Below are 18,535 nucleotides of genomic sequence, written 5' to 3' on the forward strand. Positions count from 1 at the left end.
GCGGATCGCTATAGCCTGTCCGGCGACCCGAGGAGCCACCTCTGTTTGACCGTGCAGAGCGCGATCTTGACCGGCTCCGGGCCCACGGCCCGCAGTTTCAGACCGAACATTTTCGCGCTCTTGCGCAGGCCGGCTTGATCCAACGCAAGGCGCGATCAGCACGCTCGTCGAGGACTGGCAAGGATTGGCCCGCCCGCCGGATCGAGAGTGCTGCCCATGAATACCGCCGTTTTGGAGAAGTCGGCCTCTCCGCCCGCGGAGGCTCCCGCCCCGCTCTCGGGTGAGTTGATCCTGCCCGGCCAGCCAGTGACGACACCTACTTCGGGCTCCGGGCTTCCGGCCCTTGTGCCGCCGCGCAAGCGGCCCAGGACGTGGCTCCTCCTCCTACTCGTTGCCGCGATCGGCGGAATCGGCGCCGCCTCTTACTGGTGGTTCGGTCGGGCGCCGGCTCTTCCGCCCGGCATAGCGGTGGCGAATGGCCGCCTGGAGGCCGAGGAGATAGACATCAGCACCAAATTCGCCGGCCGCGTCGCAGAACTCCTCGTCAAAGAGGGCGATGCGGTGCAGGTCGGACAGGTGGTTGCCCGTATGGACACGCGCGACCTTGAGGCCTCGCTCCGGAAGGAACAGGCGCAACTGGAAGCCGACGAGCGGATCATTGCCGAGGCCCGCGCAAATCAGCAACAGCAGCGGGCGCAAGTGACACTGGCGCAAGCCGAGTTCGAGCGCACGAAGTCGCTCCTCCAGCGCGGTTTCGCCACCCGCGAACTCTACGACCAGCGCCAGCAGGCCCTCCAAGGAGCCGAAGCTCAGTTGAGCGCCGCCGGGGAGCGCGTGTCGCAAGCCGAGCGAACGCGCGATGCGGCACAGCATGGCATCGATTACCTGAAGGTCAACATCGCCGACAATACATTAGTCGCGCCACGTCCAGGCCGAATCCAATATCGAGTTTCTAATATCGGCGAGGTTCTTGCGGCCGGCGGCAAGGTCTTCACGATGCTTGACATCACGGACGTCTACATGGACGTGTTCCTCCCGACGGCGGAAGCTGGCCGCGCCGCCTTCGGCACCGAGGCACGGATCGTCCTCGACTCCTATCCGACCATCGCGATTCCGGCCCATGTCTCGTTCATCGCCACCCAGGCGCAGTTCACGCCGAAGGCGGTCGAGACGAAGACCGAGCGAGACAAGCTCATGTTCCGGGTCAAGCTTCGCGTGGATCCCGACATCCTCGCCGCCCACGCAGCCGAGGTCCGCAGCGGCCTGCCCGGGCTCGGCTACGTCAAGCTCGACCCGAAGGTGGCGTGGCCTGAGCGTCTGCGCGGGCCGGCCCGGCCATGAGACTCACGGAGGCGATTGCGGCGCGCGCGGAGCCTGTGGCGGCACTTCGGGACGTGACTCTGCGCTACGGCGCGCGGCTCGCGCTCAACGACGTCAGCTGCGTCATCCCGGCCGGCTGCATGGTTGGGCTCATCGGACCGGACGGCGTCGGCAAGTCATCGCTCCTCGCCTTGATCTCGGGGGCGCGGAAGATTCAGGTCGGGGCCGTGCAGGTCCTCGGCGGCGATATCGGCAGCCGCCATCACCGCGACGCCGTTTGCCCCCGCGTCGCCTACATGCCGCAGGGGCTCGGCAAGAACCTCTATCCTGACCTCAGCGTGCGTGAGAACATCGCGTTCTTCGGCCGCCTCTTCGGCCTGAATCGCCGCGAGCGCGACGGCCGCATCGCGGACCTGCTCGAGAGCACCGGGCTGGATCCGTTCCCGGAACGTCCGGCCGCCAAGCTCTCGGGCGGCATGCGGCAGAAGCTCGGCCTGTGCTGCGCGCTGATCCATGACCCGGACCTTCTGATCCTCGACGAGCCGACGACCGGCGTCGATCCACTGTCGCGGCGGCAGTTCTGGCAGCTGATCGGACGCATGCGCCAGGACCGACCCGGCATGAGCGTCGTCGTCGCCACCGCCTATATGGAAGAGGCAGAGCAGTTCGACTGGCTGGTCGCTATGGATGGCGGCCGTATCCTCGCGACGGGGAGCCCTGCGGAGCTCAAGGCCCGCACCGGTTCCGCCACCCTCGAGGACAGTTTCATCGCCCTTCTGCCAGACGAGCGCCGTCAGGGGCGGCAGCCGTTCACCATTCTGCCTCGCCAGGGTGGCGGGGGCGAACCGGTGATCGTCGCGCGCGAGCTGACGCGCCAGTTCGGCGACTTCACCGCCGTCGACCACGTCAATTTCGAGATCGAGCGCGGCGAGATCTTCGGCTTCCTCGGCTCGAATGGCTGCGGCAAGACGACGACGATGAAAATGCTCACCGGCCTCCTGCCGGCGAGCTCGGGCCAGGCGCTGCTTTTCGGCCGCTTAGCCGACGCTTCCGATGTGGAGGGACGGCGGCGCGTCGGATACATGTCGCAGGCCTTTTCGCTCTACACCGAGCTGACGGTCGCGCAGAACCTCGACCTGCATGCGCGGCTGTTCCATATCGCGCGCGACAAGGCGCAGCGGCGGATCGATTTCCTGGTCGAGCGCTTCGGTCTGAGAGACCACCTGCGCCAACGATCAGGGGACCTGCCGCTCGGCATTCGCCAGCGCCTGTCGCTCGCCGTCGCGGTCGTGCACGAGCCAGATCTCCTGATCCTCGACGAGCCGACGTCGGGGGTCGATCCACTGGCACGCGACGAGTTCTGGCGGCTGCTCTTCGACCTGTCGCGCCATCAGGGCGTGACGATCTTCGTCTCCACGCATTTCATGAATGAGGCGGCGCGATGTGACCGCATAGCGCTGATGGATGCGGGCCGCGTGCTTGCGAACGGCAGTCCGGCCTCGCTCGTCGCCGCGCGCCACGCGCCCGACCTCGAAAGCGCGTTCGTTGGCTATCTGGAGGAGGCGGCCGCGGCGCGCCAGCCCTCCCCATCCGGCGCCGCCGCGCAGGCCGACCTCCGGCCCGCGTCCTCGACCGCTGTGACGCGCCGGCCACCTTTGGCTTGGTTCAGCCCACGCCGGCTCCTGGCTTATGCCATCCGGGAAGGGCTTGAGCTCCTGCGCGACCCCATCCGGCTGGGATTCGCCTTGTTCGGCACCGCGTTCCTGATGCTGGTCGTCGGGGCCGGCATCTCGACGGACGTCAACAACCTGACCTTCGCCGCGCTCGACCGCGACAATAGCGTCGAGAGTCGAGCCTATCTCAAGGAATTGCGGGGTTCGCCCTATTTCGTCGAGAAGCCGCCGCTTGCGACCGAGGCGGAAGCGAACCAGCGCCTACAATCCGCCGACATCCAGGCCGCGATCGAGATCCCTCCGGATTTCGGCAGGAATCTGAAGAAGGGCCTGGCGACCGAAGTAGGGGTGTGGATCGACGGCGCCATGCCGTTCCGCGCCGAGACGATGCGCGGTTATCTCCTGGGCGTCCACCAGCAGTTCCTCGGAGATCTCGCCGCGCGCGCGGGTCAAAGCGCGGCGGCGCCGGCCAACCTGCAAGCCCGGTTCAAGTACAATCAGGACTTCGACAGCATCTACGCCATCGTGCCCGGTACCATGGCGCTGCAGCTCATCCTGTTCCCGGCGATTCTGATGGCGCTCGCCATCGTGCGCGAGAAGGAACTTGGGTCGATCACCAACCTCTATGTCACGCCCGTCAACCGCGTGGAGTTCCTGATCGGGAAGCAGCTGCCCTACGTGGCCGCCTCGATGGTGAACTTTCTGGTGCTGACCTTGATTGCCACGCTGGTGTTCCAGGTGCCGCTCAAGGGGAGCGCGTTCGCCCTGGCGCTCGGCGCTCTGATCTACGCGGTCACGGCGACTGGCTACGGTATGCTGATCTCCTCGTTCTGCAAGACGCAGATCGCGGCGCTCTTCGCGGCCGCAATCCTGACTATGCTACCGGCCTCGCAATTCTCAGGCATGCTGACTCCGGTCTCGTCGCTGACGGGTGCCGGTGCCGTGATGGGTCGCGCCTTTCCGATGAGTTACTTCCTGCCGATCACGGTCGGAACCTTCACCAAGGGACTCGATCTGGCCGATCTTTACAAGTATCATCTTTCGCTCCTCGCGTTCATACCAATTTTTACAATGTTAAGCCTCCTCTTCCTCCGCAAGCAGGAGCGCTGACATGCGCGTGCTCGCCAACATATTCTGGCTGGGAACGAAGGAGCTCAGGAGCTTCTTCCAGGATTACGTGCTCCTCGGCCTCGTGGTCTGGGCTTTCTCCCTCGCCGTGCTCGCCCAGGCCCAGAGCAGCTCGCAAGAGCTGCACAATGCCTCGGTCGGCTATCTCGACGAGGATATGTCGCCGCTATCGCGCCAGTTCATCGCTGGGCTGACGCCGCCCTACTTCAAGCCGCCAGAGCCTGTGGCCGAGCGCGACATCAACCATCTGATGGACACTGGGCGCTACACCTTCGTCGTGACGATCCCGCCCCATTTCGAACGCGACGTACTGGCCGGGCGACACCCCGATGCCCAGCTCGCCATCGACGCGACCGCGATGATGCAGGCCGGCATTGGCGCCAACTATTTTCAGCAGATCTTCTCAGCAGAGCTGCACAAGTATTTGTCCCGCAATGACGGCGCGTTCCTGCTGCCGTCGCAGGGGATCGCAGCCTCGCCCGTCACTCTGTCGGTACGAATCGCCTTCAACCCGAACGTCACGACGTCCTGGTTCACCAGCATCATGGGCATCATCAACCAGGTGACGATGCTTGCGATCATCTTGGCCGGCGCGGCGGTTGTTCGTGAGCGCGAGCATGGCACCATGGATCATCTTCTCGTCATGCCGGTCACACCGCTGGAGATCGCGGCCTCCAAGGTGTGGGCGAACGGGCTCGTCATCACCGTCGCGGTCGGTCTGTCGTTGGCGATCGTGGTGCGCCAGCTTCTCGGTGTCCCGGTCGCCGGCTCGGTGACGCTGTTCATGGCCGGCGTGGCGCTCTATCTCTTCTTCGCCACCGCGATCGGCATCTTCCTCGCAACGATCGCACGCACCATGCCCCAACTGGGGCTGCTCTATCTCCTCGTCGCCGTGCCGATGAACCTGCTCTCCGGCGCCAACACGCCGATCGAGAGCATGCCGTCGCCCTTGCGGGTGATCATGAGCGCGTCGCCATCCACCCATTTCGTGTCCTTCGCTCAGGCTATTCTCTATCGCGGCGCCGGGATCGACGTCGTCTGGCCGAAATTCCTCGCTGTCGCCCTAATCGGCGCGGGGTTCTTCGTCCTGGCGTTGCGGCGCTTCCGCCAAGTTGCAGCCGCACAGGCCGGTTGAGGCTGAAGAAGAAGCGGTCGGACTTGACCTGACAGGCGGATATCGGACCTGACCGATTGGCAGAGGAGGCTGCATAAGCGGCCCAGTACCAGCGCGCGGGCGAGCTGGCCGGCGGGGTGATCCCCGGGCTGGAGAAGCAGCTCGCCGAGATCGAGGCGAAGGCGGAGAACGGGCGCGATACGATGATGGAGGAGGCGGTGACGCCCGCCCACATCGCCGGGGTGGTCTCCCGCTGGACCGGGGTGCCGGTGGACAAGATGCTGGAGGGCGAGCGCGAGTTGCTTCTGGCCATGGAGGAGGCGCTGTCCAAGCGCGTCGTCGGCCAGCGCGAGGCGGTGGAGGCGGTCTCGACCGCGGTCCGGCGCGCCCGGGCCGGGCTGCAGGATCCGAACCGGCCGATCAGCGGCAGGGGGCACGCGGGAGCGCACCGCTGCACACGCACGGTCCATCCGCCGTGCCTGGAGGCAGGCATGCTGCACTCACACGCAGCATCACCAGCATTGAAGATCAGTCACGCGTCTCGCGGGGTCTCTTCAAGATCACATACCATGCATCCCAGGCGATTGATCGGCCCATTCCAGCCCGACTCTGTCGGGCCGGCTCCGAACCAGACGAGTTCTTCCCCGCCGTAAAATTTCTCCCCTCGAAGGCCGAGATGGAAGGCTCGAAGAGCGGCCAGCCGCGCAACGACATCAACCAGATCAGAGTGGCGCTGCGACAGGCTCCAGTCGAACCACGGCGCTTCATTATCCTGGCAGCAGGGATTGCTGTTGCCGCGCCGAGTCGCCTGCCTGGGAAGCTCCCAACCTGGAAGGCTCCGCCAAGGATAGCGATCGGCATCGACGGGGGCATACGCTAGCGACATAGCCGCCATGCACACCATCCGGTTGTAGATTGCGAGACTGACACATCTCTGGGCTGATATGAGCGGTGGTCGATGCATCGCGTGCACCTGATCACCCCGCCCATTCTCGTCTGGGAGCAGGTTGTTCGATCCATGTCGCGCCGCGCGAACCTGAATGGGCCCGTTGGCTGCGATGCCGCCCACGGTTGACCCGACCAGCACACCTCCAGTTTGGGCACCGGCCCTGTCGGCCGAAGAGCTGCGCGAGACGCTCGACGCAGCCGGGATCTGCACATGGTCGCTGGAGCCGGCCACGGGCAGAGTGACCGTGTCCGCGACATGCGTTCGCCTGCTTGGTGTGTCCCCCGAGCAGCTGACCAGCCTTTCCGCCCTGCAGGAGCTCATCCATCCCGATGATCGGGAGAGGCGCGCGCAGGCGATCCAGGATGCGCTGGAAGTGGGTGGGACCTACGAGGTCGACCTGCGCATCCTGCGCCCCGACGGACAGATGGGCTGGATCCGCTCGCGCGGGCAGGTGGAACTCGATGCGGCCGGTGGTCCGGTCCGCCACCGGGGCGTGATGTTCAGCATCGACGCCCAGAAGCGGGCACAGGAGAAACAGAAGCGGGCACAGGAGGAGCAGAAGCGGACCGAGGCGGAGCTGCGGGCCCGCGAAGCGCACCTGCAATCCATCCTCGACAGCGTACCCGAGGCGATGGTCGTCATCGACGAGGCAGGGATCATCCACTCGTTCAGCGCCGCAGCCATGCGTCTGTTCGGCTACACGGCGGACGACGTGATCGGCCGCAACGTCAAACTGCTCATGCCCGAGCCGATGCGGAGCGGGCATGACGGCTATCTCGACCGATACCGGCGGACGCGGGAGCGGCGCATCATCGGCATCGGACGGATGGTCACGGGCCAGCGGCGGGACGGCTCGACCTTTCCGATGGACCTTGCCATCGGCGAGATGCGCTCGGGCGAGCAGGTCTTCTTCACCGGCTTCATCAACGACCTGACAGAGCAGCACCAGACCCAGGCACAGCTGCACGAGCTCCAGTCCGAGCTCGCCCAGGTCTCACGCCTGAGCGCCATGGGCGAGATGGCGTCCACCCTCGCCCACGAGCTGAACCAGCCGCTCGGGGCGATCAGCACCTACGCCAAGGGCTGCTGCCGCCTGCTGGACCGGGCCGATCCGGCTCTGCTACCCCAGGTGAGTCAGGCGCTCGATAAAGTGGCCGAGCAGGCGCTCAGGGCTGGCCAGATCATCCGGCGTCTGCGGGAGTTCATCACGCGCGGCGAGGCGGAGAAGCGGATCGAGCCCGTCTCCAAGCTGATCGAGGAGGCCAGCGCACTGGCGCTGGTGGGAGCTCGTGAGCAGGGCGTATCGGCTCACGTCAGGCTCGACCCGCGGGTTCAGTCCGTCCTGGCGGACCGGGTGCAGATCCAGCAGATCCTGGTCAACCTGATGCGCAATGCGCGCGAGGCCATGCAGGAGAGCCGGCAGCGCGAGCTCATCGTCGAGGCGAAGCCCGTCACCCAGGAGATGGTCGAGATTATGGTGTCGGACACCGGACCGGGCATTTCGGACGCCGTGGCCGACAGGCTGTTCCAGCCCTTTGTCACCACGAAGCCGACCGGGATGGGCGTGGGATTGTCGATCTGCCGGACCATCGCGGAGGCGCATGGCGGGCAACTCACGGTCGAGCGCAACCGACTTGGTGGGGCGACATTCCGCCTGACCCTGCCGGCCGTGCACGAGCGGGAGTTGAGCGATGATTGAACTGGTGCATGTCGTCGACGACGACGAGGCAATCCGGGACGCCGTTGGATTCCTGCTGGCCAGCACGGGGTTCGAGGTCAGGCTCTACGATGGCCCGGAGGCGGTGCTTGCCGCCCTGCCGAACCTGGGGAGGGGCTGCATACTGTCGGATATGCGGATGCCTGGCATGGACGGGCTGGAGCTCTTGCGTCAACTGCGGACGGTGGGCAACGCGCTCCCGGTGGTTCTGATGACGGGACACGGCGATGTGCCGCTCGCGGTCGAGGCGATGAAGCTCGGGGCGTGCGACTTCATCGAGAAGCCGTTCGGCGACGAGGCGCTCCTTCAGACGCTTCATTCGGCCCTCGAACAAGGGCGGTCTTCACGATCCGCAGATCCTGTCCTTCAGGAGTTCGTCCGCCGGGTGGCTACCTTGAGCGAGCGCGAGCGGCAGGTTCTGGATCATCTCGTCGCGGGCGGCACCAGCAAGGAGATCGGGCGCGCGCTCGAGATCAGCCCGCGCACCGTCGAGATCTATCGCGCCAAGCTCATGGCGAAAACGCAGGCGAGCAACCTGTCGGAACTGGTGCGTTGGGCGGTGCTGGCCGGCCTCGGACCGGTTTGAGCGGGATCAAGGCTGCTGGCCCGGCCCGGAGCCAGATTGGCGGTCGAAGACTGCGCTCGCGCACGCCCCGAGCCCGCGTGCGCAGCGAACCTGTTCGAGGACGACGACCGTGCCGATTTACATCGCCGATGACGATCCGGCCGTGCTGGACGCGCTGCGCTTCCTGCTGGAGAGCGAAGGCTACACGGTCTCGGCGTTCCGAAGTGGCACGGAACTGCTCTCCGCCTTCCCGGGCCCTGAGCCAAGCTGCGTGGTGCTCGACTATGTGATGCCCGGCCTGAACGGAGTGGAGGTGTTCCGCCGTCTGCGCGAGCTCGACGTCGGCGCTCCTGTCGTGCTGACCACGGGGCATCCCGACCCCCTGATCCGCAAGCGCGCGAAAGCGGCAGGCCTGCCGCTGATCGAGAAGCCGCTCTCGCCGGAGCTGCTCTGTGCTATCGAGGCGGCCCGCACAGGGCCGGCCACAGAGCGTGCCAGCCCACACCACTGATCGCGGCGTGCCCTGGCTCGATCAGGCACAGACGTCTTGGAAGAGGTAGAAGCCAAGCCGGCCAGTCGCATCGCGGGCGGCGCTGCGTTGGAAGCTGACGGGCAGATCCGCCGTCCTGCGAGCCGTGTAGCCGTAGGACCAGTCCTCCGGGTTGAGAAAGGTCGGAACAGGCATGTCTTCACGCACGGCGCAACATAGGCCGGGCTTGTGCTTGCGCAGGAACACATTGTAAGGGTCGCACAACTGGGTCTGCCCGAACATGGTCGTCTCCTCTAGCTTGGCTATTCAAACGCCAGGAGCGCGATCTTCGTTGATCTAGCGCAAGTTGCTCGGATATAGTCGGTGCGCAGGACGGGGAGGGGATCCTGCGGAAGCGGGGCGATGGGGGCCCGGGGCCTCTGAACGGCACGCTGTCACGGACCAGCCGCAAGCCGTTGATGCCTACGCCGGGAGACGATCCGTGGCTCCTCTCGGCTGGCGAGCGCCATGTCCTCATTGGCACGTCTGACGGCAGCCTCGACCTGCGCCGCGACGACGGCATCCGAGTAGGCAAGCCGGGCGGTCAAATCCGCCGCCGCCACTATGACTGCGGCGCCGAGGATGCTCCGCCAAACTAATCGCTGCCGTGCCGACATACGTGCCTCACACACCTGACACTCGGCAGTGGTGTCCGCCTCAGTCCTCGACTGCACGACGCATCCGGTTGCGGCGGAGGCTGACATGCCGGCTGGTGCTGCTGCGGAGCAGTGCCCCGTCAGCCTCCAGTTGGGTGATGGTGCGCGACACGGTCTCGATGGTCAGCCCGAGATAGTCGGCGATATCGCGCCGGGTCATCGGCAGGGCGAAGGTGCCGGTGCCGCCGAGGCGCTCGTCCACCTCCATCAGAAAGGACGCGACACGCTCCGTGGCCGACCGGCGCCCGAGCAGCAGCATATGGTCCTGGGCGTGGCGCAGGTTGTTTGTCGCCATGCTCCAGAGCTGGCAAGCGACCTCGGCGCGGTGGGTCGCGGCACGCTCGATCTGGCGCCGCTTGAAGATCAGCACCTTGGCGTCGGACAAGGCCTCCGCGGTGTGCCGATGGGTCTCGCCCTGCTCGAAGCCGAACAGGTCACCCGGCAGGTGGAAGCCGGTGATCTGCCGGCGGCCGTCGCTCAGGACCTTATGGGTGCGCACCGCGCCCTCGACGACCTTGTAGACGAACTCGGCGTCCTCGCCTTCGCCGTAGATCTCCTCCTCGCGGGCGTAGGCGAACGGAGTGCCAATGAGCTCCGGGCAGCTCGCGAAGAGACCGCTCCCGTGGATGCCACCGACCGGCGCATTGAAGCTCGCGGCCGCCTGCGAGGGCTGGGGCAGGGAGATCACGCTCGACATCGGTTTGCTCCTCATCCGTGTTGGATGAGGGCCTGAATGCCTGGAGTACGGTCTCGCGGAAATTCCGGTCGGCTTCGTAAGCAGGCCTGCTTAAGGGCAACTACGTAGGCGCGGAGCACTGGGTCGAGCTCATGCACCGGCCATCCGTTCAGCCAAGAGTGGCCTGACCGGCTGGCATTGGACCGAGCGGATCGAGAGGATCGGCCAGGACCGAAGGAGCCGGTCAGATCGACTGAGCTCCGAGCACCTCGTCTCGGCCGCCTTGATCTACGGGAGCATCGATCCCGTCTCGACGAACCGCTGGTGCCAGGAGAGTGCCTCGCCGAGCAGCGTCGGCGCATGCCCGCCGTAGGAGCCGCGCTGAGCCCGATTGCGGTAATCTTGCAGGGCGGCCCGATAGTCAGGATGCGCGCAATTCTCGACGATGACCTTCGCGCGCTCGGTCGGTGCGAGTCCTCTGAGATCCGCCAAGCCCTGTTCGGTCACGAGCACCTGCACGTCCTGGGCAATGTGATCGACATGCGACGCCTGTGGGACGATGGCCGAGATCCGGCCGCCTTTCGCGGTCGAGGGCGTCATGAAAATCGACAGGTAGGCGTTTCGCGCAAAATCGCCTGAGCCGCCGATGCCGTTCTGGATGCGCGACCCCATGACGTGCGTCGAATTTACGTTTCCATAGATATCCGCCTCAATCAGCCCGTTCATCGCGATGCAGCCGAGACGTCGAACCAGCTCGGGATGATTGCTGATCTCCTGAGGGCGCAGGATCATGCGGTCACGAAATTGCGCCATGTCGGCGTTGAGCCGCGCCGCAGCCTCTGGACTGAGTGAGAAGGCCGTGGCTGACGCCATCCTGAGTTTGCCGGCCGCCAGGAGGTCGAGCATGCCGTCCTGGATGACCTCGGTGTAGGCCGTCATGTCCTCGAACGGCTCATGAAGCAGACCGGACAGAACAGCGTTCGCGACATTGCCTACACCCGACTGGATCGGGAGCAGCGAGGGCGGTAAGCGGCCACGGGCGACTTCATGGCGCAGAAATTCCATGAGATGCCCGGCGATCCCACGCGCAGCCGCGTCCGGAGGGGTGAAGGCAAGATTTCGGTCGGGCGCCTCCGTCTCGACGATGGCGACGATCTTGTCGGGATCGCAGCGGAAGGTCGGCTCGCCGATGCGATCGTCAGGACGGACGAGAGGGATCGGCAGCCGATGGGGCGGGAGCGCGGTGCCGTAGTATATGTCGTGCATGCCCTCCAGGGCGGCACTCTGCCAGCGGTTCACCTCCAGGATCACCTGACGCGCTCGATCGAGCCAGGTCTTGTTGTTGCCCACCGAGGAAGACGGAACCAGCGATCCGTCCGGCCGAATGCCCGAGATCTCGACCACGGCCGTATCGAGCGGCCCGAGAAATCCTTGCCAAGCCATGGGAGCGACTTGGCTCAAATGCATGTCGACATAGGCCATCTCGCCGCGGTTGATCTTCTCGCGGGCGACCGGATCGGAGTTGTAAGGCAGGCGGAACTCGATTCCGTCGGCGCGTGCGAGTGCACCGTCGAGTTCCGGCCCCGTCGAGGCGCCAGTCCAGACCCGAACGCGGAACGGCTCGCCAGCATGATGCGCAGCCTCGATGCGCCGCGCGAGGGCAAGCGGGACCGCCTTCGGGTATCCGGACCCCGTGAACCCGCTCATGCCAATGGTACTTCCGGGCGCGATCAGGCTGGCGGCGTGCTCTGCGGTCGTTCGCTTGGCACGGAGCGCTGTGTGTCCGATCCGATCGTCTGCCATGATCTCGTCTCCGAAGATGCAGATGCGACGCTATCCAGGCCGCATCACAATAGAAGTCCCGCTTGCAGCGCCCGATCGACCGCGATGTCACCTGCCTGAGCGCGGGCTATAGGCGAGCAGATCTGGATAGAACCGGCTGGGCGGGTCCTGGCGATCGCTCTCCGTGCGAACAGATTTTCCGCAGGCGGCGCTCCTGGTCGCTTCGCGATGAGGCACAGCGTTATCCCAGCAGGTAGGTGGATAGCAGACGCTTCGATTCATCGAGGATTGCCTCGCGATACTGTGGGTCCTGTTGTTCGAGGGCAAAGACGATCAACCGATCTGCGGCTTCTGCCGCAATGCGGAGCCGAAGGTCGAGGTCCGGAGTCACCTTGTAGCCGAGCCCCTCGACCATGAGGCGGCGGATCAGTGCTGTCGCGCCGAGGGCAGGCCGTCCCTTCATCGGCAGCGTCTCACGATCGAGCATCTGCCCGCCATAGACAATGGTGCGAAGCTCCGGATGAGCGGCAAAGAAGGAAGCGGCAGCATTAACGAGGCGCGCAATCAAGGCAGGGCCGTTTGCCGCAAGAAGTCCGGGCTCGATCTCCTGCCGAAGCTCCGCCTCGAACGCCTCGAAGCGTTCTGCGGCCATAGCAAGGAACAGCGTCTCCTTGTCGGGAAAGAAGCGGTAGAGGGCACCAACCGATACGCCGGCCTCCCGGGCGATCTGCGCAGTTGTAAGCCTGTAGGGGGAGATGCCACGCCCAAGTAGACGGGCTGCGGCGGCGTTGATTTTGCCAACAGTTGCGGCGCTTCGCTCCTGAACCGGGCTGCGCGCCGCCGGATGAGGCGCGATCCCAGTCTGCGGGACAGGCAGAGCGGATCCGAGCTTAGGATCTTTCGGCGCCATGACAGCTCAGCTCGCCGGGCATGCGTAGCAGCGGCTCACACCAAAACGCGACGCGGAGTTCGCGTTTTCTGAGGATCGATTGCCGCGACCAGGAGGCCGGACCTCTCGCCAGATGTCGCTATCTGCTTGTTTTCGCATGAGCACACCCTTCCATTCCAGAGCCTGACGCACAAGGGACAGAGCGGCCGACAATCATGCAATGCACGCATATCTGCCGCATAATGTTTCCACGGCATGATCCTGAAGCGTCCATTATGCATAGCTTCACGCCGCTTTCGGGCGACGTGCATAGCCTCCCATCGACGCAAGACCTCAAAAGGACAGGCCTCATGACCCCCCGCCTCGCTGCCGCTGCAAGCCTGCTGGCTCTGAGCCTCGCCGCTTCGGCTTCGCCCGCCTCTGCTCAGGACACTCGCGCGATCAACGTTTGGGGCGCCCACATCGAGGTGCCCACTTCACGTCCGGGTGGCGTGTTCGGCGGCCTGAGCCCAGACGGCGCCGCACCATCCGATCAGAACTCTGCAGGACTCAACGCCGGCCGCGCGACCTACACTTCCGGCTTCCGCGCAGGCCAGGCGGCTGCGCGGACACGCGCACCGGCTCAGTGAATCCCGGCGCGTTTCGAACTGAATGCAGCGGGGCATCGATCCCGCTGCCGCGAACCTGGTGATCCTTTCAGACTGACGTCCCCCTGACGTCCTCCCATCGCTTTGATCCGCCCTGGCGGTCGCCCAGCAGGCCGCCGGATGAGATCCGGACGCTCACTTTCGGCCGGACCGAGATCCGGGGAACCCTCAGTCGGGCGGCGGCACTTCAGCAGCTCGGTTTTTTTATCGCAGCCCCACTAGACGACCGGTCTAATCGATCCTATGTCAGCGTCATGGCACACGTGAACGGCAACGCCGACACTCGGCAAAGCATCCTCAACACCGCCCACCGCATCGTGGGCGCGAAGGGATTCTCCGGAGTCGGCCTCAACGAGATCCTGGCCGCGGCCGATGTGCCGAAGGGATCGTTCTACCACTACTTCGGTTCGAAGGAGGCTTTCGGCGAGGCTCTCCTGGCTGACTATTTCGAAGAATACCTGGCCGACATCGATGCCACCCTCGCCGAGTCCGGCCTCAGCCATGCCGAGCGCCTGATGAATTACTGGCGCAAGTGGCAGGCGACACAGGGCAGCCTTGACTACCAGCGCAAGTGCCTCGCGGTGAAGCTCGCGGCAGAAGTCTCGGACCTCTCCGAGCCCATGCGGTTGGCTCTCAAACGCGGTACGGCCGGGATTATCGACCGTGTGACCGGCGCCATCGAGGCGGGGGTTGCCGAGGGGTCGCTGAGGGTCGACGGCGAGCCGCGTGCGGCGGCTGTGACGCTCTACCACCTGTGGCTCGGCGCGAGCCTCATGGCGAAGATCGAGCGCACCAACGCGCCGTTCGACGCCGCGATGAAGGCGACGCAACGCATCCTGAACCCGTAACCGGCCCGACCGAGCGAGCCAACCGTGACGCTCGGCCTGCGCGTGCCCGAAACATAGACGACCAGTCTACTAAAAACTGATGCGAGGAGAGATCCATGAACCTACGAACCGCACATCCCGTCGCCCCCTATCTTCTGCTCGCAGAACTCGGGGCCGCACTGTTCGGCGGCTCCGCCGCATCGGCCGAGGAGCGCATCACCCTAGAGATCATCGGCGCCGTTCGCATGGTCGACCCCGAGGCGGTCCGCCATGCGGACGCGGCGCCCAGGAGAACTGAGGCCCGGCACGCGCGCGAGGCGGCCGCCGAGCGTTCCATCGACGGGGCGGCCCGCAACAACTGACCCGCCCAGGAGCGGAAGCTCGGCCCGGTCGAACCGGTGTCCCGAGCATACGGACGACAGACTCACACCAACCGTGGAGAACGACGATGAAGATCCTGATGGTGCTGACCTCCCACGACAAGCTCGGCGACACCGGTCGTAGGACCGGCTTCTGGCTGGAGGAGCTCGCCGCCCCTTACTACGTGTTCAAGGACGGGGGCGCCGAAGTGGTCCTGGCCTCGCCCAAGGGCGGCCGGCCGCCGCTCGATCCCAAGAGCAACGAGCCGGGCTTCCAGACCGACCTGACCCGACGCTTCGAGGCGGACAGCGAAGCAAACGCCGTCCTGTCGGACACGGTCCGCCTCGACGGGGTCACACACGAAGGCTTCGACGCGGTCTTCTATCCCGGCGGGCACGGTCCGCTATGGGACCTCGCCGAGGACCCCACCTCGGTGCGTCTCATCGAGACGACCCTGCGGGCCGGTAAGCCCGTCACCCTCGTCTGCCACGCCCCCGGCGTGCTGCGTCATGCCAAGTCGCCCAACGGCAGGCCGCTCGTCGAGGGCAAGGCCGTCACCGGCTTCACAAATACCGAGGAGGAGGCGGTCGGCCTAACTGAGGTGGTTCCGTTCCTCGTCGAGGATGAGCTCAAGCGGAACGGAGGCGCATTCTCCAAGGCCGGCGACTGGGAGCCGTACGTCGTCGGGGACGGGTTGCTGATCACCGGGCAGAACCCGGCCTCGTCCGGACCCGCGGCCGAGCGCCTTCTCGACCTGCTCGCGCGCGCCTGAGGACCGGCGAGGCACGACACATCGAGACAGACCCGCGGTGCGCTCGGCGTAACAGCCGGACGCGCTTCCCATGTCACGTCGGCAGGAGGCCCGAGGCGCGGTAGCTCTCGATCAGGTCGTCGAACTGCGAGACGTCCGAGCGACTCCGCGCGTAGAGTTGGGCGCCGGACACCGCCGCAAAAATGGCGCGCGCGCGCGCCTCGCTGCCCATGGGCTCCGCCGCCCCAGCCAAGACCAGCACTTTGGCGAGCCAGGCGACGTTGACGTCGGCGAAGCCCTGCGCCTCCCGCTGCACGGCCTCGGGCAGGTTGGCGTATTCCGCCGACATGAAGCTGCACAGGCAGAGCCTGTTCCCGTCCTCAAGCGACCTGCGGAAGGTGTTGGGGTAGAGCTGCAGGCAGCGGAGCGGGTCGCCGGTCTCGGCCAGAATCGCGTCGAGCTCGGCCGCCGTATCCTCCCAGTAGCGCCGAGCTACCGCCGCGCCTAGATCCGCCTTGCTGGCAAAGTGGTGGTAGATGCTCGCGGCCTTGATGCCGACCTCCGCGGCGAGGTCGCGATAGCTCAGACCGCCATAGCCATGCGCCTGCACGGTTTTCCTGGCGGCGGCCAGGATCGTCTCCTTGGCGCTCGTACTCACCCTTACCTCCTGGCCGAAACAGAGAGACTAACGATCGTTAGTTAGGGGTTGACGACGCGAAAATCCAGTCCTAGCTCGAGTCTGCCTAACGACAGATAGGGAAGCAGGCATGACCCGGGACATCATCTTCTCCGACGCGACCAGACTGGCCGAGCTGATCCGGACGAAGGAGCTCTCGCCCGTCGAGGTCGTGCGGGCGCACCTCGACCGCATCGAAGCCGTCGACCCCAAGGTGAACGCCATCGTCACGATCGCGGAGGGCGCGATCGTCATCGCCAAGGAAGCCGAGGCGGCAGTCATGGCGGGCAAGGACCTCGGGCCGCTCCACGGCGTACCCTTCACCGTGAAGGACTCGATCGACACCGCCGGCGTGATGACCCAGCGCGGCTCACCCATCTTCAGGGGCCGCACGCCCGACGGTGACGCGACCAGCGTCGCCCGCATGAAGAAGGCCGGCGGCATCCTGCTCGCGAAGACCAACCTTCCCGAATTCTCCTACTGGATCGAGAGCGACAACCTGCTCTCCGGCCGCTCGAACAACCCGTGGAACCTCGACCGCACGCCCGGCGGCTCAAGCGGCGGCGAGTCGGCGGCCATCGCGGCGGGGATGTCGCCGCTCGGCCTGGGCACCGACCTCGCCATCTCGGTGCGCGGCCCGGCGGCCCAGACCGGCATCGTCTCGCTGAAGGCGACCCATGGGCGCGTCCCGATGACAGGCATCTGGCCGCGGGCGCCGCGTCGCTTCTGGCACGTCGGCCCGATGGCGCGCAGCATCCGCGACCTCGCGCTCGCCTTCTCGCAGCTTGCCGGCCCCGACGGGCAGGACGCCTTCGCGACCAGCACCGTCCCGTTCGACGCTGGCGTCGGCGCTACGTCGGACCGCAAGCTACGCGTCGGCTGGATGGTCGGGCCGGGCTTCGGCCCCATCGACACCGAGGTCGCGGCGACCGTCCAGGCCGCGGCCGAAGCCCTCAAGGGCGAGGGCCACCACGTGGAGGCGGTGCGCATCCCGGCTCTGGAGCGCGACTTCGCCCTCGACGTGTTCAACAAGCTCCACGTCATGGAGATGAAGCCGGCGTTCCGCGAGGCGACGGTCGGGCACGAGGACCAGATGTACAGGATGGCCAAGACGATGCTGTCGCTGCCGGACACGTCGATGGAGGACTACGTCGCGGCCCAGCAGGCGGCGGAGCGGCTCCGGGACGGCTATGCGGCCTATTTCCGGGACTACGACGTGCTCCTGACTCCCGTGCTACCGGTCCCGGCGCACAAGCACGGCATCAAGGAACTCGTCGTCAACGGCGAGACCATCGACCTGACGTACCTGCAGGGCGCGACTGTGCCTCTGAACGTGACGGGCCTGCCCGGGCTGTCGATGCGGTTCGGGACGAGTCGCGAGGGCCTGCCAATCAACGTGCAGTTGGTGGGAAGCTGGCAGGCGGAGACGACGCTCCTGCACGCCGCCTCGGTGCTGGAGGGCGTGAGCCCGGTCCGCGGCCTGCACCCGAGCCTCTGACAGGAGGGAGCCCGCCGGGAAGCGCTCTGCGTTTCCCGGCCCTGAACTGACGTCGAATGGTTGAGATGGGTGTGTAGCGGCCAAACCCCTCTTCCCAGGACCGGACAGGCTGAGAGCCACCCGACACGGTCGTTCTGAGGCGCCTGCCGATCGGCGGTTACTGGCCGAACGATGTGATCGCGCGGCTCGGCCCAGCTGTCGCCGCCACTCATCGGCTGCGCGGCATCAAGATTCGGCGGGAGTTCGATAACGACGTTCTCGAACTGGACGACGCGGACGTCGAGCCGCTGAGAGTCGCCCTTCAGGTCCGGAACGCCGGTGGTACGCGGATCGACGCGTCGCTCGCGAGCAATGATGCCTTTGAGCGGATATCGGCGGGCTCACCGTACTGGTTCTTGCGCGAGGGTTGCGGTCAGCGCGATGCGCGACGAAGCTGTCGCCCACCGCCTGTTGCGAAAGATGCCCGCATGCCGACCGAGGCCGCCAAAGGACCGGCGTCGTATTTTCCGTCTATCGAGAAGAAGTACGGGCGCCCGATCGGCGATTGGCAGCAGCTGGTCCGGGCACACCTCCCCGCAAAGCATATGGAATTGGTCTCCATGCTGAAAGCCGAGCATGGAATGGGCCACGGCCACGCCAACGCGATCGTCGCTCACGTGCTGTCCGAGCCTAAGAGGTAACCGACCTGCGCCGCAGATACGGCGCGGCCGCTGTTGAGACGTCTAAGACGCTCTATGCGTGATCTCTTTCAGCCGAAGCTGGCCGAAAGCTGCTGGTC

16 protein-coding genes and 1 pseudogene are annotated in these 18,535 nt (G+C 65.9%); 12 read left to right on the forward strand and 5 right to left on the reverse strand.

Features of this window, described 5'->3' with window-relative positions; all coding sequences use genetic code 11:
• Nucleotides 1-216: 216 nt before the first annotated feature.
• From BLT59_RS21735 to BLT59_RS21765, 7 genes and pseudogenes are all read left to right on the forward strand, one after another.
• Nucleotides 217-1,341, forward strand: a complete 1,125-nt coding sequence (locus BLT59_RS21735) for an HlyD family secretion protein (protein WP_091785339.1) — start codon at nucleotides 217-219, stop codon at nucleotides 1,339-1,341.
• Nucleotides 1,338-4,103 carry a ribosome-associated ATPase/putative transporter RbbA gene (gene rbbA, locus BLT59_RS21740; protein ID WP_139174096.1) on the forward strand — a complete coding sequence of 922 codons (2,766 nt, stop codon included), beginning with the start codon at nucleotides 1,338-1,340 and terminating at the stop codon, nucleotides 4,101-4,103. Before BLT59_RS21735 ends, rbbA begins: the two co-directional genes overlap by 4 nt.
• A gap of 1 nt (nucleotide 4,104) precedes the next feature.
• On the forward strand, nucleotides 4,105-5,256 hold the full coding sequence (locus BLT59_RS21745; RefSeq protein ID WP_091785341.1) for an ABC transporter permease: 1,152 nt from the start codon (nucleotides 4,105-4,107) through the stop codon (nucleotides 5,254-5,256).
• An 83-nt stretch (nucleotides 5,257-5,339) separates the two neighbouring features.
• Nucleotides 5,340-5,657: pseudogene (locus tag BLT59_RS21750) on the forward strand (ATP-dependent chaperone ClpB); the annotation flags it as partial.
• Nucleotides 5,658-6,293: 636 nt separating this feature from the next.
• Nucleotides 6,294-7,883: a PAS domain-containing sensor histidine kinase gene (locus BLT59_RS21755; RefSeq protein WP_091785344.1), complete on the forward strand. Its 1,590-nt coding sequence runs from the start codon at nucleotides 6,294-6,296 to the stop codon at nucleotides 7,881-7,883.
• A complete protein-coding gene (gene fixJ / locus BLT59_RS21760) occupies nucleotides 7,876-8,487 on the forward strand; it encodes a response regulator FixJ (RefSeq protein WP_091785347.1) in 612 nt (203 codons plus the stop codon). The genes BLT59_RS21755 and fixJ overlap by 8 nt, the downstream gene beginning before the upstream one ends.
• Before the next feature lie 109 nt (nucleotides 8,488-8,596).
• A complete protein-coding gene (locus tag BLT59_RS21765) occupies nucleotides 8,597-8,977 on the forward strand; it encodes a response regulator transcription factor (RefSeq protein ID WP_091785349.1) in 381 nt (126 codons plus the stop codon).
• A gap of 21 nt (nucleotides 8,978-8,998) precedes the next feature.
• On the opposite strand, the gene BLT59_RS21770 is transcribed toward BLT59_RS21765, so the two are convergent.
• From BLT59_RS21770 to BLT59_RS21790, 4 genes are all read right to left on the reverse strand, one after another.
• Nucleotides 8,999-9,238 carry a hypothetical protein gene (locus BLT59_RS21770; protein ID WP_091785352.1) on the reverse strand — a complete coding sequence of 80 codons (240 nt, stop codon included), beginning with the start codon at nucleotides 9,236-9,238 and terminating at the stop codon, nucleotides 8,999-9,001.
• A gap of 414 nt (nucleotides 9,239-9,652) precedes the next feature.
• The gene (locus BLT59_RS21780; RefSeq protein WP_091785355.1) at nucleotides 9,653-10,348 is read right to left on the reverse strand and encodes a helix-turn-helix domain-containing protein; all 696 of its coding nucleotides are present in this window, start codon (nucleotides 10,346-10,348) and stop codon (nucleotides 9,653-9,655) included.
• A 267-nt stretch (nucleotides 10,349-10,615) separates the two neighbouring features.
• On the reverse strand, nucleotides 10,616-12,130 hold the full coding sequence (locus tag BLT59_RS21785; RefSeq protein WP_091785358.1) for an acetyl-CoA hydrolase/transferase family protein: 1,515 nt from the start codon (nucleotides 12,128-12,130) through the stop codon (nucleotides 10,616-10,618).
• Nucleotides 12,131-12,350: 220 nt separating this feature from the next.
• The gene (locus BLT59_RS21790; protein WP_091785362.1) at nucleotides 12,351-13,019 is read right to left on the reverse strand and encodes a TetR/AcrR family transcriptional regulator; all 669 of its coding nucleotides are present in this window, start codon (nucleotides 13,017-13,019) and stop codon (nucleotides 12,351-12,353) included.
• 880 nt (nucleotides 13,020-13,899) lie between these two features.
• Here BLT59_RS21790 and BLT59_RS21795 point away from each other — a divergent pair.
• From BLT59_RS21795 to BLT59_RS21805, 3 genes are all read left to right on the forward strand, one after another.
• Entirely contained in the window at nucleotides 13,900-14,493 is a 594-nt protein-coding gene (locus BLT59_RS21795; protein WP_091785365.1) for a TetR/AcrR family transcriptional regulator, read from the forward strand.
• Nucleotides 14,494-14,588: 95 nt separating this feature from the next.
• A complete protein-coding gene (locus BLT59_RS21800; protein WP_091785369.1) occupies nucleotides 14,589-14,834 on the forward strand; it encodes a hypothetical protein in 246 nt (81 codons plus the stop codon).
• 86 nt (nucleotides 14,835-14,920) lie between these two features.
• Nucleotides 14,921-15,604, forward strand: a complete 684-nt coding sequence (locus BLT59_RS21805; RefSeq protein WP_091785372.1) for a type 1 glutamine amidotransferase domain-containing protein — start codon at nucleotides 14,921-14,923, stop codon at nucleotides 15,602-15,604.
• A gap of 73 nt (nucleotides 15,605-15,677) precedes the next feature.
• Here BLT59_RS21805 and BLT59_RS21810 read toward each other — a convergent pair whose 3' ends face one another.
• Nucleotides 15,678-16,241 (reverse strand): TetR/AcrR family transcriptional regulator, encoded by a 564-nt coding sequence (locus BLT59_RS21810; protein WP_091785375.1) that lies wholly within the window; start codon nucleotides 16,239-16,241, stop codon nucleotides 15,678-15,680.
• A 109-nt stretch (nucleotides 16,242-16,350) separates the two neighbouring features.
• On the opposite strand from BLT59_RS21810, the gene BLT59_RS21815 reads away from it, so the two are divergent.
• Nucleotides 16,351-17,757, forward strand: coding sequence for an amidase (locus BLT59_RS21815; RefSeq protein WP_091785378.1), 1,407 nt, complete (start codon nucleotides 16,351-16,353; stop codon nucleotides 17,755-17,757).
• A 467-nt stretch (nucleotides 17,758-18,224) separates the two neighbouring features.
• Complete coding sequence (locus tag BLT59_RS21825) at nucleotides 18,225-18,437, forward strand: DUF4287 domain-containing protein (protein WP_091785580.1); 213 nt, start codon at nucleotides 18,225-18,227, stop codon at nucleotides 18,435-18,437.
• Nucleotides 18,438-18,535: the final 98 nt, after the last annotated feature.

It is taken from the genome of Methylobacterium sp. UNC378MF (assembly GCF_900103195.1).
In the GTDB taxonomy this organism is placed as follows: domain Bacteria; phylum Pseudomonadota; class Alphaproteobacteria; order Rhizobiales; family Beijerinckiaceae; genus Methylobacterium.